The sequence below is a fragment of the Colwellia sp. MB02u-10 genome, from assembly GCF_014077185.1.
Classification (GTDB): Bacteria; Pseudomonadota; Gammaproteobacteria; order Enterobacterales; family Alteromonadaceae; genus Cognaticolwellia.
Window position 1 is genome coordinate 1 of the sequence record NZ_JACGVK010000078.1, and the last position, 16014, is coordinate 16014.

Here is a 16014-nt window from a genome sequence, read left to right on the forward strand (position 1 = left end):
AATTAACCTAATGAATATTATAGCAAATATAGAGTGATTTATTATCTTGTTTTGAGATTGATTGATCATAAGTATTCGGTGCTTATTCGAAAAAGTGATCAAAACGTTTTCACACAGGCTGGGCTATCAGTTGACCTAAAGAACAAACTATAGTTAATGTCAGGAATGCGCACCAACAAAACCTAAATGACAAAAGAAAGGAATCACAACATTTAGTGGTTGGTCGAGCTAAGTGGCTAGCCCTTCTATATATACAGCAAATCGTAATTAACTCTCAATTTATTTCACTTGCTATAGCCATTGCTCTTTCTACAACAACGGCTATTTGTTAGCCTGCATTATCTAGCCAACACACTACACGGACACAAAAGGAATTATCTTGATTAACTCACATAAATATACGCTTGCAGGCTGCTTAGCCATTTTAATATGGAGCACAACGGTAGGTTTGGTGCGCAATGTGGCAGAGCAATTGGGCCCTATTGGGGGGGCAGCAATGATTTATTCAGTGAGTGCCGTGTTTCTGTTGATATTCCTTGGTGCACCGCGTTTTAAAGTTTTCTCGTTAAAATACCTTCTGATCGGCGGTTCGTTGTTTGTCAGCTATGAAATTTGCTTATCGCTTGCGTTAGGGATGGCTAATAACCGCATTCAAGCGGTGGAAATGGGCGTAATTAATTATTTGTGGCCCTCTTTAGTGGTATTGCTCGCGGTCTTGCACAGCAACAAACCCGTCGATAAAAGACTTTATCCGGCGATAGCTTTATCATTTTTTGGTGTGGCTTGGACTGTGGGGGGTGATCAGGGAATTTCGATCAGTCAACTGGCTAGCAACATAGCGACAAATCCTTTAAGTTATTCAATGGCCCTGGCGGGAGCTTTTATTTGGGCTTTTTACTGCAGTGTCACCAAGCAACTTGCGAACGGTAAAAATGCGATTACCTGGTTCTTTATGGCAACTGCGATGGCGTTGTGGGTAACCTATTTTATCAGTGATGAACCTGCCATTGCTTTCACGTCTAGCGCCGTGATTGATCTGGTGATAACGGGCATTGCCATGGGCAGCGGATACGCATTATGGAATATAGGTATTATTGGCGGCAATATGATGCTTCTGGCTACCCTGTCGTATTTCACGCCGCTATTGTCGACTTTCTTCTCGGCATTGATTTTGGATATTGAACTGACGGTTACATTTTGGCAAGGTGTGGTGATGGTGACAGTTGCTTCCTTGCTTTGCTGGTGGTTTACTCGAGATAAACCTTCTTCAGCGATAGTGGATGCCGAGTATATCAAGGCTGACTAAGTCAGCCTTTCTTGGGAATTCATAGACTCTTACCTGTTAGTTTCCGGTTGTTCCGACTAATCCTGATGATGCACGCTTACCAAGAAATTGTGCATCATTTTAACTTCTTTACCCTTGCTTCGATTGCTCCAACAACAATAGTTAAATTGCGCTAGATATTTACACTAAACTAATAGTGCCTAAAATACATGTACTTTAAGGCGGTAAACACAGTGCTATTTTTCAGCTAACTTTACTTCTAAGGCCGTAACTTTTGCTTCAAGATCGGTCAATTTAGCACGGGTTTTAATTAACACTTGGGTTTGCACATCGAATTCTTCACGAGTGACTACGTCAAGTTGTGACAATTTACGCTGCAAAACCATTTTAGTGCGATCTTCCATGTCATTGGCAAAATCTTTTAACCCGTCAGGCATTGAATCAGTGACTTGTTTGGCGAGTTCTTCTATTTTTTTAGCACTAATCATGAGAAAGTTCTTTTTTGGTAAATAGTAAAGTTATTGTAAGCGCTTTTCGTCATAATATCTGCATTAAAGCTGCTAAAAAATTACCTAACTAGAGAGAAAGTTGATGTTGTCTTGTTATAAAAACAGGTAAAATCGACGGCCGACTATCTTATTCATCAATTGAGTTAAAGCCCAGCAATGAAATTAAACCCAGGTCAAAATGAAGCAAAAAAATATGTTGAAGGTCCATGCTTAGTATTAGCGGGCGCGGGCAGTGGTAAAACTGGGGTTATTTGTCAGAAAATTGCGTACTTAATTCAAAATTGCGGTTATAAAGCTAAACATATTGCGGCGGTAACCTTTACCAATAAAGCGGCCCGTGAAATGAAAGAGCGGGTGGTTAAGATGATGGATAAGTCACTAACCCGTGGCTTAACCGTTTCTACCTTCCACTCATTGGGCTTAGACATTATTCGTAAAGAATTAAAAACCTTAGGTTACAAGCCCGGCTTTACTTTGTTTGATGATCAAGACAGCCTGGCATTATTAAAGGAACTTACCCAAGAGCAACTTGAGGGCGATAAAGATTTATTAAATAAATTACAGACAATGATTTCCCATTGGAAAAATGAATTGTTCCTGCCAGACGCCGCGATGAAACATGCTAGTGATGCTGATGCCCAACTGTTTGCCGAATTTTATGCGCTGTATCAAAAGCATATGAAAGCCTATAACGCGCTAGACTTTGATGACTTGATCTTAATTCCAACACTGTTAATGCGAAATTACCCAGAAGTACGGACGCGTTGGCAGCAAAAAATTCAATATATGTTAGTAGACGAATATCAAGATACTAATGCCAGTCAATATGAATTAATCAAGCAGATCACCGGTGAGCAAGGCTTGTTGACCGTAGTAGGTGATGATGACCAATCAATATACTCATGGCGTGGCGCTAAACCGCAAAATTTAGTGCTATTAGGTAAAGACTATCCCAATCTTAAGCTTATTAAGCTTGAGCAAAACTACCGTTCCAGTGGCCGTATTTTAAAATGTGCCAATACGCTGATTGCTAATAACCCTCATGTTTATGACAAAGCGCTATTTAGTGAACTCAATTACGGCGTGGCGTTACGGGTGCTGCAAACTAAAAATGAAGACCACGAGGTTGAGCGAGTAGTGGGTGAATTAATCGGCCACCGCTTTTTAAATAAGAGTAAATATAAAGATTATGCGATTTTATATCGTGGTAATCATCAGTCGCGTTTACTTGAAAAAGCGCTAATGACCAACCGTATACCTTATAAAATTAACGGTGGCACCTCATTTTTCTCTCGTGCTGAAATCAAAGACATGATGGGGTTTTTAAGGCTATTAGTAAATCCAGATGATGATAATGCCTTTTTACGGATTGTGAATGTTCCGCGCCGAGAAATTGGCCCCACCACGCTAGAAAAACTGGGTAGCTACGCTAATATGCGCCAAATTAGCATGTTTGCGGCAAGTTTCGAATTAGGCTTAGAGCAACATCTGGGTGGTCGCGGCCTAATCAGTGTGCAAAAATTTACCCGTTGGTTAGTCGAAACCGCCGATCATGCCGAGCGTGGCGATACCTCTGTGGTATTGCGCTCAATGGTGCGTGAAATTAACTATGAAGATTGGTTATACGATAGCTCACCGAGCGCAAAAGCGGCTGAAATGCGTATGAAAAACGTGACCCAGTTGTTTAGCTGGGTAACGCAGATGCTCGAAGGTGTAGAAGATGAAGAGCCGATGACCTTAGCGCAAGTGGTTACGCGCTTAACCTTACGTGACATGATGGAGCGCAATGAGGATGAAGAAGATACTGACCAAGTTCAGTTAATGACCTTGCATGGTTCAAAAGGCTTAGAATTTCCTTATGTTTTTCTCATTGGCATGGAAGAAGGTTTATTGCCTCATCAAACCAGTATGGATGAGGGTAATGTAGAAGAAGAGCGTCGTTTAGCCTATGTGGGCATTACACGGGCCAAGCGAGAGTTAATATTTACTTATGCACGAGAACGGCGCCAGTATGGCGAAGTTTCTCGTACAGAAGCTAGTCGGTTTTTACATGAATTACCACAAGATGATTTGAGCTGGGAATTAACGCAAACCAAGCAAAGTATTGAAAAAAAGCAAGCCACGGCAAAAATGGGTGTAGCGGGTTTACGTGAGATGTTAAAAGATAAAAAATAATATAAACTGCGATGGCTCTTATTTATCAATTTTCACTATCAACTTCAATATATGAATTATTTATCTTAAAAGTTGATGGTTAAATTAATATCTTCAAGAAAATAACCAGTAGAGTACGAGGAAGTTAAATGAAAAATCGTTCAGCAGCAGAAAAAATGCTACTGATATTCAGTGCGTTTGCCGCTATTACCATCTCACCCTTTATCTATTTACGTTGGCTTGATGGTGATATGGTCATGGCGTCTATCGATGCCGCACTTATGCTTGCGACCGCTGTTTTCTTTGTCTTTGTTTATTATACCCGCAAGGTCAATACTGCAAAACTGACACTCGCCATCTTCCTTTCTATTGCTATTGTGACTATCGTGGCTATACGTGGACAATCACATTTATTTTGGTTGTACCCTTCAATGATCGCATTTTTCTATATGTTATCCGCACGATCGGCAGGCATTATATGTTTTGTCGCTATTATGCTAATTGCCATCACATTATTTCCCACCAGCAGTACTTTAGAGTTTTTAACTCTCAATTTCAGCTTGTTTTTAACCGCGGTGTTTTCTTATGTTATTTTTGATAACTATAATAAAACCAACAGTAAGTTAACCTTGTTAGCCAGTATTGATCCCTTAACCTTGTCAGGTAATAGACGGGCTTTAGATATCAAACTTGAAAAAATCCTAATCAATCAAAAGAGAGCTTACTCAAACGTTTCGCTATTATTAGTAGATGTAGATCACTTTAAGCAAATTAATGATAATTATGGCCATGCAAGTGGCGATAAAGTGTTGGTTGAGTTAGTCGCTTTGATTCAAAAACATAGCAGATCTCTGGATGATTTATATCGCTATGGCGGTGAAGAGTTTATTCTTTTACCCTTAAACGTCAATTTAGCTGAAGCGAAGCCGGTCGCTGAAAAATTATGCACCTTAATAGCTGAGTCTACTTTTGTAGATGATATCGCAGTAACCGTTTCAATTGGTGTCGCACAATATCGAGCGGATGAAACCGCTGAAGCTTGGATCAGTCGAGCAGACGCGGCGTTATATCTAGCAAAAGATAGTGGCCGTAATTGTGTGGTGGTAGAGAAAACAGTGGCAGAGAAGGCTAGCTAGACCCTAGATAGCCTAGCTAGTATCATTAAGTCGCTATTACTCTTTTATTTCTACAATAGCTTGATGATTTTTTAAGTGTAAGCCATTAAAAAATTTCAATAAGGTGTCATCGTTACAACCGCGGAAGTGTTTGTGCTCAGGTTTACGGAAAAAAGCACTGAGTTCATGTTTACTTAAGGTTAATTCAGCAGAATCTAACAAGGCAATAATATCTTCAGCTTTTAACGCGAGAGCGATTTTTACTTTGTTAAAGACAATATTGTTATTTATTGGCTGATCCAACTGCGCTTGCGCACCCTCTTTTACTCCTCGACATTCTATTATTAAGCCATCAAGAAAACTCGCTAAGGTATTATCAGCAATACGAGCAAAGGCTTGTTCACCATTTTTTCGGAAAAAATTGTTAATTTCTTCATCGCTTTGTGGGCATGCGGCCAATTGAAAAATAGCGGCTATTTTTTCATTGTTTAAGCTAAATATGTAACGAATGTGGTGTAAAACTTCGTTGTTAGTCATGTTTGATCCTGTTGAATTAATTTGTTTTTTATTACTTAGACTCAAGACTTAACCTAAAGTACTGGGTTCTGGCCCTGTATCTAGTCACTCTCAAATGGTTATTAAGTAAAGCTAATGGTCAAGCAAATAACCAGCGTGGCTATAACGACCAGTTTGGTTATTTGCTTGCTGTGTTGCTGTTGTTGCAACTGTATTTGTTTCAATGTTATTAGTTGCTGACGTTGTGCTGCTCGATTAGTTTTTAAGTAATCGTAGACTAAGTCAGGTATCTCGGGCAGTTTTTCGTTCCAAAAGGGTAAGTTGTCTTTTACTTTCTTAATAACCGCTTTGATACCCATTTGTTCTTTGACCCATTTTTCTAAAAATGGCTTGGCGGTTTGCCAAAGATCTAAAGCCGGGTAAAGCTGTCGGCCTAAGCCCTCGATATAGAGTAGGGTTTTTTGCAGTAAGACTAACTGGGGTTGTAATTCCATATTAAAGCGACGTGCGGTATTAAAAAGATTGACTAATACCTGACCAAAAGAAATTTCAGACAAAGGTTTGTTGAAGATGGGCTCGCATACTGTCCGTATGGCAAACTCAAATTCATCAACACTAGTGTCACTGGGTACCCAGCCTGAGTCGACATGTAATTGTGCCACTTTACGGTAGTCACGGTTAAAAAAAGCCACAAAATTTTCCGCTAAATAGCGCTTATCTTCGCGGTTTAAGGTACCAACAATACCGTAATCAATGGCAATCCAAGTGGGGTCATTTGGCTTTGTTGCATCAACAAATACGTTCCCTGGGTGCATGTCAGCATGAAAAAAACTGTCTCGAAATACTTGAGTGAAAAATACTTCAACGCCCCGTTCAGCGAGTAATTTCATGTTAACGTTTTTTGCTAGTAAGGTCTCAACTTCACCAACACCTATGCCATAAATACGTTCCATTACCATGACATTTTTCGAACAATATTCGCTGTAGACTTCAGGCACATAAAGCACCTTATCGCTATCTCGCCCTTGGCTAAAATTACGCTTTAATTGCATAGCATTAGCCGCTTCACGGTTTAAATCTAATTCTTCTAAAATGGTTCTTTTATATTCAGCGACCACTTCTAGAGGATGTAAGCGTTTGCCGTCGGGTAACCAATGAGCAACTATTTTGGCAAACAGTGACATTACGTTCAGGTCAGCGATGATGGTTGCTGTAATATTAGGTCGTAATACTTTTAACACTACCTCTTGCTCGCCATCTTGTTGTAACAAGGTAGCGGTGTGCACTTGGGCAATAGAGGCTGATGCTAAAGGCGTTAAGTCAAAATCTTTAAATTGTTCTGCAAAAACTTCTGCGCCAATAGCCGCGATAATAATTTTTTCGGCATCTTCGCCAGCAAACGCAGCGACTTTATCTTGCAATAAGGTTAATTCATTGGCGAAGTCGTCTGACAATAAATCTCGACGGGTTGAGAGCATTTGGCCAAACTTAACAAATACCGGGCCCAATGACTCTATAGCCATTCGAAAGCGCTGAGCTTCAGTTTTGTCTTGGTGTTTGTTTTTCAGCCAAAACAATGAGCTGCGCAATATTTTTATATACCATGGCAGGTACTTTTCAGGTAGAAGCTCATCAAGCCCAAACTGAAGAAAGGTTTTTACTATTTTGTATAAACGTTTACTGCTCACCACAGACCCTTATGATAATTTGCTTATGTGTTTAGTTAATTGATCAAGTCGTTGGCTTAAAGCACTAACTTGTTGTTCTACATCTTCAACATCCTGATTAAAATAAGACATTTCAGTGGCTGTTATGATTAGGCGCTTCTGATGTATTAGCCACTCGCTGGCATCTGTTTGAATTTTTGTCCCAGCAAAGTTTAAGGTCTTTAATAGCTTGCGACCCAGTTGGCCTAATTTGTAGGCAGGAATATCACCAATACGTTTGGCTAACTCACTTTGCCAATCAATATCAAGTGTTTGGGCAATGTCAGCAAAGCGCTGAGCTACTTTTAAATCACCTTGAATATCGAGTTTATCTTTTTTAATTAAATCCGTCAGTTGTTGCTCTTTTTTTAACTCAATTAAGCTGCTGATACTGGTGATTAAACAGCAGTCGTTATGTTCATTATTACTGCTAACATGAATTTTTTCATTACTAACGGTAAAGCTTAAAGGAAACGGTAATTCTGCCAGTTTAATGGTGAGTGTTTTCTCAGACAAAGGCTTTAAGGCCCGAATACCGTGCAGATTATAGCTCAGAAACTGATTGATAACGGTTTCAAGTATCGCACTTAGGGTTTGAGCAAACATGAGTTGCTGACTAATAGTTTGAGGCATAAGGCTAAAACTTATAACCTTTATGCAGTGCCACCACCCCACCGGTTAAATTTTTGAAACTGGTTTGTTCAAAGCCAGCGGCATCCATCATGGTTTTCAGGGTTTCTTGATCAGGGTGCATGCGAATAGACTCGGCTAAATATTGGTAACTATCACCGTCTTTTGCCACTAACTCACCTATTTTAGGTAAGATGTTAAAAGAATAGAAATCGTAGGCCTTATTGACTAACTCATGTTCTGGTTTTGAAAACTCTAAGACTAATAAACGGCCACCCGGTTTGAGCACACGATACATAGAGCGCAATGCCATGTCTTTATCGGTCACATTGCGTAAACCAAAAGCTATCGTGATAATATCAAAGGTATTATCTTCAAACGGTAAATATTGCGCGTTGGCTTGCACGTATTCAATATTTTGCACTAAACCACGGTCACGCAATTTATCACGCCCAACATTGAGCATTGAGCTATTGATATCGGCTAATATGACTTTACCTTCACGGCCAACAAGTTGAGAAAACTTTGCCGTTAAATCGCCGGTACCACCAGCTAAGTCTAGTACTTTATTACCCGGACGTACGCCACTGGCATCGATAGTAAAACGTTTCCATAAGCGATGAATGCCAAATGACATTAAATCATTCATCACGTCATATTGCTGAGCAACAGAATGAAACACGCTGGCAACTTTCGACTCTTTTTCATTTTTTTCGACCGTTTGAAAGCCAAAATGGGTCGTTTTTTCGTCACTATTGTCATTATTAATCGGATGATTTTGATCGTGTGAAGACATCATGATTTCGCTGTTAACTATAATTAAGCTTAGTTTACCGCATTTTTTTAGATTAATTAACACTTGAGATCACGGTGGCGGTTATTAATAGCAAGTTGATTAATTAGCTGTTCATTTTTAACGATTAAAATGAAAAACTACGGTGTTATAAACTTGATAAGTCACATCACGGCTGATTAAACTTTATGCCTTAAGTTTAGCCATTTTTTGCAGGAAAAAGTAGAACACTGGGTTAATTGCATGGGTACAAGATAAAACCAGGATCGAAAAAGCTTATCAATAAGTAATTTTTACCGCTATTTTTTCGCTTGAAAGGCCATGGATAAATAGGATCATTTACCCAAGTGAACAGCTCTAAGTCTTAGGCATTAGAATATTTTTCACGGTTGGCTAACCAGCGATTAATGAGCGAGTTTGCTTGCTCTGGGTATTTTTGCCATATCAGGTGTGCATCTTGTTGTACTTCTGGTATTAAGTGGGCATCACGTTGCAGGTCAGCAATTTTTAGATTCGCCAAACCGGTTTGTTTGGTGCCAAGTAATTCACCTGGCCCGCGAATTTCGAGATCTTTTTGCGCGATAACAAAGCCATCGTTACTTTCTCTGAGCACTTTTAAGCGTTTGGTAGCAGTTTTAGTCAAAGGTGCTTTGTACATTAATACACAATGAGAAGCCACTAAGCCACGACCAACACGGCCGCGTAATTGATGTAGTTGTGCTAAGCCTAAACGTTCAGGATTTTCAATGACCATTAAGCTCGCATTTGGCACATCCACACCCACCTCAATAACGGTTGTTGCTACTAAAACATCAAGTTCGCCAAGCTTAAAACGCTCCATCACGGCTTGTTTTTCATCTGCCTTCATTCGGCCATGCACTAAACCAACTTTTAAGGCGGATAATTGTGCTTGCAAATACACCGCAGTATCTTCGGCGGCTTGGCATTGTAATACCTCGGACTCTTCAATTAGCGTACACACCCAATAGACTTGACGGTTATCCTTGGTGCAACCTTGACGAATGCGTTCAACAACATCATCTCGACGACTGTCCGGCAAGGCAACTGTGGTAATAGGGGTTCGTCCCGGTGGCAATTCGTCAATCACTGAAGTGTCTAAATCTGCATAAGCTGTCATGGCTAAAGTTCGCGGAATAGGCGTAGCTGTCATGATTAACTGATGTGGGTAATGGCCTTGCCATGCGCCTTTTTCACGTAAAGATAAACGCTGGTGGACGCCAAACTTATGTTGTTCATCAATAATAATCAGGGCTAGTTTGTTAAATATCACTTGCTCTTGAAACAAAGCATGCGTGCCAATAACCATTTGCATATTACCATTTTCGATCTGCTCTAAGGCATGGCGTCTTGCCTTGGCTTTGGTTTTACCCACTAGCCAACCGACTGAAATAGTCAGTGGCCCAAACCATTTTTCAAAATTAATCGCATGTTGTTCTGCCAATATTTCTGTTGGCGCCATTAAGGCCACCTGAAAACCTTGGCCAATCGCGGTTAATGCAGCTAATGCGGCAACGAGTGTTTTGCCGGAACCTACGTCACCTTGTACTAAACGCATCATGGGCATAGGTTTTAACAGGTCAGTGCGTATTTCTGCCGTCACTTTTGCTTGTGCGCCTGTCGGTGTAAAAGGCAGTGACGCTAAAAAGTTTTTCTCTAGTTGAGTGTCTATAGCCAAAACAACCGCGGGGTGATGATCATTGGCGGCACGTAATTTTAACATGCTGAGGTTATGGGCTAATAATTCTTCTTTGATCAGCCTAAGCTGTGCTGGATGTTTGCCATCTTCCAGTAATACCACTGAGGTCTCTGGAGGCGGCCGGTGAATTAAGGCGAGTGCTTCAGCTAAGCTATATTGTTGATGACTAATTTCAACCGGCAATAATTCTTCTACTTTGCCGCTCTGCAAGTGCTTTAATGCTTGTTCGGTTAGATTGCGTAAAGAAATTTGTCGTAAACCGTCCGTGGTTGAATACACCGGTGTTAGGGTTTCTTCAGCGGCGGTTAAGGCTTGATCTTGATCTAGGGCTTTATATTCTGGGTGTACTATTTCAAAGCCACGCATGCCACGATTGATTTCACCGTAACAGCGGATATTGAGTCCGACAGCTAGGCTATTTTTTTGACTAGCAGAAAAGTGAAAAAAACGTAGATTAATACTGCCAGTGCCGTCATTGATAGTGACTAGCATCATTCGGCGCTTGCCTTGTATTATCTCATTTTGGGTAACTTCGCCAATAATATTGGTGAAGAGACCGGGCATAAGATCACGCACCGCGGTAACACGTGTGCGGTCTTCATAACGCAGCGGTAAATGAAAAAGCAAGTCTTGTAGTGACACTAGACCAATTTTTTCCAACTTAGTGGCCATACCGGGTCCGACACCTTTTAAAGTAGTGACGGGGATTTGGGCTAAATTAGTTAATGCTTCCATTGCACGAGGCACCGCTGACTCCTTTGATATAAGTTTGAAATTTATTCGTTATCAATATCTTGCCAAGCAGCTTGGGTCATTTGCATTTGCTGCCACCATTGCTCTGATGCCACAATTTGTCCAGCTTCATCGATCTCTGGATAGGCTAAGCCTTTACGTTGGCAGGCGGTAGCAAAAATAGGATGGCCACCTTCAAATAATATCCGTTGACGGCGTTGTTGGCTTATTCTGGGTTGTTGATATAACCCCGCCGCTTGACGCTGGCGTTGGGCTTCATATAACACCACTGAACAAGCAACAGAAACATTTAATGACTGCACCATGCCCACCATAGGAATAACAATGTCTTGGTCAGCCATTTCAAGTGCTTTAGCCGAAGCGCCAAACTTTTCTTGTCCAAGAATAATAGCGGTTGGTTTGGTATAGTCAATCTCACGAAAGTCGACAGCTGTAGCTGACAAGTTAGTTACCAGCACCTGCATACCTTGCTTTTTTAACTCGGTAATTGCGTCTTCGGTACGGTTATAATTATGCACTTCTATCCAGTTTTGACTACCTGCCGCACTGCCGCCAGATATGCGCATGGTTTCATTTTTCCATACGGCATGTACATCACTAACACCAACGGCATCTGCCGTGCGAACGACGGCAGCTAGGTTATGAGTTTTGTGCACACCTTCCATACATACAGTTAAATCAGGTTGGCGTTGATCTAACATGCTGTTAATTCTTTGTAGTCTATCCGGAGTCATATACTGGTTCTAACGTTGAGTAAAATATTGGCAAGCTTTTATCCGTGTTACTTGCCGGTAAGTAGTGTTATGGCTTGATGTTAACTGTAATTAGGTAATTCCATAATACCGTCAATTTCGATGGCAACATCTTTTGGCAAACGTGCTACCTGTACCGCTGCTCTTGCTGGATAAGGTTGTTGAAAATATTGGCTCATAATTTCGTTAACCGTAGCGAAGTTGGCTAAATCTTGTAAAAATATATTCACTTTTACCATGTCATTGATGTTGCCGCCTGCCGCTTCGCATACGGCGACAATATTTTTAAATACCTGTTGTGTTTGCTCAGCAAAATCTTCAGAAATAATTTTCATCGTTTCAGGTACTAAGGGAATTTGGCCTGATAGATAGACGGTGTTATTGACTTTTACCGCTTGGCTATAGGTTCCGATTGCACTGGGAGCGTTTTCTGTATTAATAATTGTTTTCATAGTGTTCCTAAGCTTTCCTATTTGTTACGCACAACGCGTTGAACGTCGCCCATGACTTTAATTTTTCGGATGATTTTGGCAAGATGCACCCGGTTCCGACAGGTAATTTCTATATCAATCAGGTACAGTCCAGACTCTTTCTCACCAGAATTCAGTGTGTGAACATTTGAGCCACAACGGGCAACAACACTGGTTAAGGCGGCAAGTGCACCTTTATGATTGAGAATTTCGATACGTAATTTGGCAATAAAATCGCGGTCAATATCTGTATCCCATCGGACTGGGAACAAGCTACCTTGTTCATGACCTTTATTATTTCTACAACCGTGTTGGTGTACCATTAAGCCTTTACCAGGACTTAAATAAGCCAAAATAGAATCACCAGGAATAGGTCTACAGCACTTACCATAACTGACCATCATACCTTCGGTGCCTTTTATTGGCATTTTATTTTTAGTCTTTGGTTGTATATCAGACTCGTCAGTAAATTCGTCTTTTAAACGTTTAGCGATACCTATGCTTAATGCATTACCAAGACCTATATTGATCAGTAATTCTTCAGTGGTTTTATTGCCGGTGTCTTTAACCACTTGGCACAGTTTGTCTGCGGCAATGTCTTCAAGTTTTGTGGTCCCAAGAGCGTGGCTGAGTAAGCGTCGACCTAAGGCAAGGGACTCGGTTTTTTCTTGTGAGCGCAAGTAGGTACGAATCTGCAAGCGCGCTTTTGCGGTAACGACAAAGTTAAGCCAAGTTGCGTTAGGTCGGGCAGCAGAAGAGGTCACCACTTCGATCGTTTGACCTGAATCTAAGGGTTGGCTTAATGGATAGGGTTTACGTTCAACTTTTACGCCAACGCATGAGTTGCCAACATCGGTATGCACTGCATAAGCAAAATCGACCGCTGTTGCCCCCATAGGCAATTCGATAATACGGCCGTCGGGAGTAAAAACGTAAATTTCTTCTGGAAAAAGATCTGATTTTACATTTTCGATAAACTCAAATGAGCTACCCGCACTTTGTTGTAATTCTAATAAACTTTGCATCCAGCGACGTGCTTTCATTTGCGCTGTAGTACCGGTGTCTTTGCCGTCTTGTTTATATAACCAGTGCGCGGCAACACCTTTATCGGCCATTTGATCCATATCGTGGGTACGAATTTGAATTTCAACGGGAATACCATGAGGGCCAATTAAAGACGTATGCAGTGATTGATAGCCGTTAGTCTTTGGGATGGCAATATAATCTTTAAAACGTGACTCAATGGGCTTATACAAATTATGGGCGGCCCCTAAAGCGCGGTAGCAGTCATCAATTTTGTCACCGACAATAATTCTAAAGGCATAAATGTCCATGACTTCATTGAACATTAATTCTTTATTTTTCATTTTTTTATAGATGGAATAAAGGTGCTTTACTCGACCAACAACTTCAGCTTTAATGCCACTTTCCGCTAGGCGGCTGGTCAACTCTGCTTGGATATTGTTGATAATTTCTTTACGGTTGCCACGTGCTTGTTTTACGGCTGACTTTAATGCTCGTGCGCGCATCGGATAGAGGGCTTCAAAGCCTAAAGCCTCCAGTTCATTTTTAATGTCATGAATACCCAAGCGATTGGCGATTGGCGCATAGATATCTAATGTTTCACGGGCTATTCGTCGACGTTTATCAGGTCGCAATGCCCCTAAAGTTCGCATGTTGTGGGTGCGATCAGCGAGTTTGATTAAAATAACACGAATATCTTGCACCATGGCCAAAACCATTTTGCGAAAGTTCTCCGCTTGCATTTCTTCTTTATTATCAAATTTGAGCTTGTCGAGTTTACTAACACCTTCAACCAGCTCTGCCACCGTATGGCCAAATAATTCAGCTAACTGGTCTTTGGTAGTCGCGGTATCTTCAATCACATCATGTAGCAAAGCGGCCATTAAAGTTTCATGATCTAAATGCATTTTCGCAAGATTAAGTGCTACGGCCACTGGGTGCGTTATATAAGGTTCACCACTTGAGCGCATTTGGCCGTCATGTGCTTCACGCGCAACAATATAGGCCTGCTTTAGTAGGTCAATTTGTACCTTTGATAGATAACTTGATACGTGTTTTTTTAATGGTTCAAAAAGGTACACTCAGTAATTCCTTAATGATGAGAGTGGCTCAGCTTTTAGCGATAAGTTTAGAATACGATTATTTTGCCGCTATGCCAATGTTTAAGCGCGCTAGCACGAATTTTTATTATTAATTTACTCAAACCTAACAGATAATAAAAAACGCGTAAATTACTATGAGGTAATTTACGCGTTTTTTATGTCGCAATTAACGTTAAACGTAAGCGAATATTATTGATTGCCACCAACAATGGCTGCAATCTTGTCTAATTCTTCATCATCTTGTTGTACTTGTTCATGACGATCAGACTTGTCCATTACTGCAGTGGTAACAAGACCGGCTTCGATTTCACGCAAAGCTATTACTGTTGGTTTGTCATTTTCAGGATCAACCAATGGGTCTTTTCCGCCCGTAGCAATTTGACGAGCACGACGAGATGCAATTAGCACCAAATCAAAACGATTACCGACTTTTTCTACGGCATCTTCAACAGTTACGCGAGCCATGTGGTCACTCCAGCAATTAAATTTATAAAATAGTCGCGTAGTTTACTTGATCTAACGGTAAGTAAGCAAGCGCTCTACGCTAATAATTCTGCAAATAAGCCTTGATGCTCGCAAACTTGTTGGCTGCGCTTTAAACGTTGATTGTTTACTACTGTGGTCAGGTCCGTTAAGGCTTGCTGAAAATCATCATTGATAATTATGTAGTCAAATTCTTGATAGTGTGAACATTCTGCTTTTGCTTGCGCCATACGTGCTTGAATAACCTCTTCACTGTCTTGGCCACGGCCACGCAAGCGGTCTTCTAATGCTTGTTTTGATGGTGGGCTAATAAAGATGGTGGTTACGTCTGGTTTTTTTATTCTAACTTGCTGTGCACCTTGCCAGTCAATATCAAGAAAAACATCAATGCCTTGTGCAAGCTGTTGATCTATCGCTATTTCACTGGTGCCATAGAAGTTACCAAACACCGCGGCGTATTCGTAAAAGTGTTTATCCGCAATGGCACGCTTAAACTGCTCTTTGCTAACAAAGTGATAGTGTTGACCGTCGGCTTCACCGGGACGAGGATCGCGCGTTGTGTGCGAAACAGACACTTGCATGGGTCTTGCTGATGTTTGTTTAAGTAAAGCGGAGATTAAACTCGATTTACCTGCGCCACTAGGGGCAGATAGAATGAAAAGGTTGCCTTTAGTTGTCACAATTTATCCTTGGTAGCTGAGTAAATCACAGCTACTAATAGTAAGGCCAATTACTGTCATGAATTGCGCACTATTTCAATTGGCGTAGTCAGTGTTAATAACGCGCACTATAACTAAAATTTAGCGGATTTCCCATTAATTTGTCTTGGCAAGGCGTGATGCTTTTTCTTGAATCAGACAATGTCGAAAGGTATTTGCTGATTGCTTTGATCAGGTTCGAACAGGTCAAAAGTATTTCGAGTGTCATTTTCAACTCAATGCAAGCTTTCATCCGCTTGCTACATAATTTGCTCAATACTGGTCTTTTTATAAGAAATGATTTGTA

General features: G+C 40.8%; 14 protein-coding genes. 3 read left to right on the forward strand and 11 right to left on the reverse strand.

Going from position 1 to position 16014, the window contains the following annotated elements; genetic code table 11:
* Positions 1-379 precede the first annotated feature (379 nt).
* Positions 380-1306, forward strand: a complete 927-nt coding sequence (gene yddG, locus H4J59_RS03640) for an aromatic amino acid DMT transporter YddG (protein ID WP_182236889.1) — start codon at positions 380-382, stop codon at positions 1304-1306.
* 215 nt (positions 1307-1521) lie between these two features.
* Here yddG and H4J59_RS03645 read toward each other — a convergent pair whose 3' ends face one another.
* Positions 1522-1773, reverse strand: coding sequence for a ubiquinone biosynthesis accessory factor UbiK (locus H4J59_RS03645; protein ID WP_182137143.1), 252 nt, complete (start codon positions 1771-1773; stop codon positions 1522-1524).
* A 177-nt stretch (positions 1774-1950) separates the two neighbouring features.
* Between H4J59_RS03645 and rep the strand changes: the two genes are divergently transcribed.
* Both rep and H4J59_RS03655 read left to right on the forward strand, forming a co-directional pair.
* Positions 1951-3969 carry a DNA helicase Rep gene (rep, locus tag H4J59_RS03650; RefSeq protein ID WP_182236891.1) on the forward strand — a complete coding sequence of 673 codons (2019 nt, stop codon included), beginning with the start codon at positions 1951-1953 and terminating at the stop codon, positions 3967-3969.
* 128 nt (positions 3970-4097) lie between these two features.
* Positions 4098-5084 (forward strand): GGDEF domain-containing protein, encoded by a 987-nt coding sequence (locus H4J59_RS03655; protein ID WP_182236893.1) that lies wholly within the window; start codon positions 4098-4100, stop codon positions 5082-5084.
* A gap of 36 nt (positions 5085-5120) precedes the next feature.
* On the opposite strand, the gene H4J59_RS03660 is transcribed toward H4J59_RS03655, so the two are convergent.
* From H4J59_RS03660 to gmk, 10 genes are all read right to left on the reverse strand, one after another.
* Complete coding sequence (locus H4J59_RS03660) at positions 5121-5600, reverse strand: DUF1456 family protein (protein ID WP_182236895.1); 480 nt, start codon at positions 5598-5600, stop codon at positions 5121-5123.
* Positions 5601-5701: 101 nt separating this feature from the next.
* Positions 5702-7267 carry a ubiquinone biosynthesis regulatory protein kinase UbiB gene (gene ubiB, locus H4J59_RS03665; RefSeq protein WP_182236897.1) on the reverse strand — a complete coding sequence of 522 codons (1566 nt, stop codon included), beginning with the start codon at positions 7265-7267 and terminating at the stop codon, positions 5702-5704.
* A 9-nt stretch (positions 7268-7276) separates the two neighbouring features.
* Positions 7277-7918 carry an SCP2 domain-containing protein gene (locus H4J59_RS03670; protein WP_182236899.1) on the reverse strand — a complete coding sequence of 214 codons (642 nt, stop codon included), beginning with the start codon at positions 7916-7918 and terminating at the stop codon, positions 7277-7279.
* 4 nt (positions 7919-7922) lie between these two features.
* The gene (gene ubiE, locus H4J59_RS03675; RefSeq protein WP_182236942.1) at positions 7923-8711 is read right to left on the reverse strand and encodes a bifunctional demethylmenaquinone methyltransferase/2-methoxy-6-polyprenyl-1,4-benzoquinol methylase UbiE; all 789 of its coding nucleotides are present in this window, start codon (positions 8709-8711) and stop codon (positions 7923-7925) included.
* A gap of 361 nt (positions 8712-9072) precedes the next feature.
* Positions 9073-11160, reverse strand: coding sequence for an ATP-dependent DNA helicase RecG (gene recG, locus H4J59_RS03680; RefSeq protein ID WP_182236944.1), 2088 nt, complete (start codon positions 11158-11160; stop codon positions 9073-9075).
* A 41-nt stretch (positions 11161-11201) separates the two neighbouring features.
* Positions 11202-11912 (reverse strand): tRNA (guanosine(18)-2'-O)-methyltransferase TrmH, encoded by a 711-nt coding sequence (gene trmH / locus H4J59_RS03685; protein ID WP_182192387.1) that lies wholly within the window; start codon positions 11910-11912, stop codon positions 11202-11204.
* An 80-nt stretch (positions 11913-11992) separates the two neighbouring features.
* On the reverse strand, positions 11993-12382 hold the full coding sequence (locus H4J59_RS03690; RefSeq protein WP_182236901.1) for a RidA family protein: 390 nt from the start codon (positions 12380-12382) through the stop codon (positions 11993-11995).
* A 17-nt stretch (positions 12383-12399) separates the two neighbouring features.
* The gene (gene spoT / locus H4J59_RS03695; protein WP_182236903.1) at positions 12400-14505 is read right to left on the reverse strand and encodes a bifunctional GTP diphosphokinase/guanosine-3',5'-bis pyrophosphate 3'-pyrophosphohydrolase; all 2106 of its coding nucleotides are present in this window, start codon (positions 14503-14505) and stop codon (positions 12400-12402) included.
* A 210-nt stretch (positions 14506-14715) separates the two neighbouring features.
* Positions 14716-14991 carry a DNA-directed RNA polymerase subunit omega gene (gene rpoZ / locus H4J59_RS03700; protein ID WP_182233927.1) on the reverse strand — a complete coding sequence of 92 codons (276 nt, stop codon included), beginning with the start codon at positions 14989-14991 and terminating at the stop codon, positions 14716-14718.
* A gap of 74 nt (positions 14992-15065) precedes the next feature.
* A complete protein-coding gene (gene gmk, locus H4J59_RS03705; RefSeq protein ID WP_182236905.1) occupies positions 15066-15689 on the reverse strand; it encodes a guanylate kinase in 624 nt (207 codons plus the stop codon).
* Positions 15690-16014: the final 325 nt, after the last annotated feature.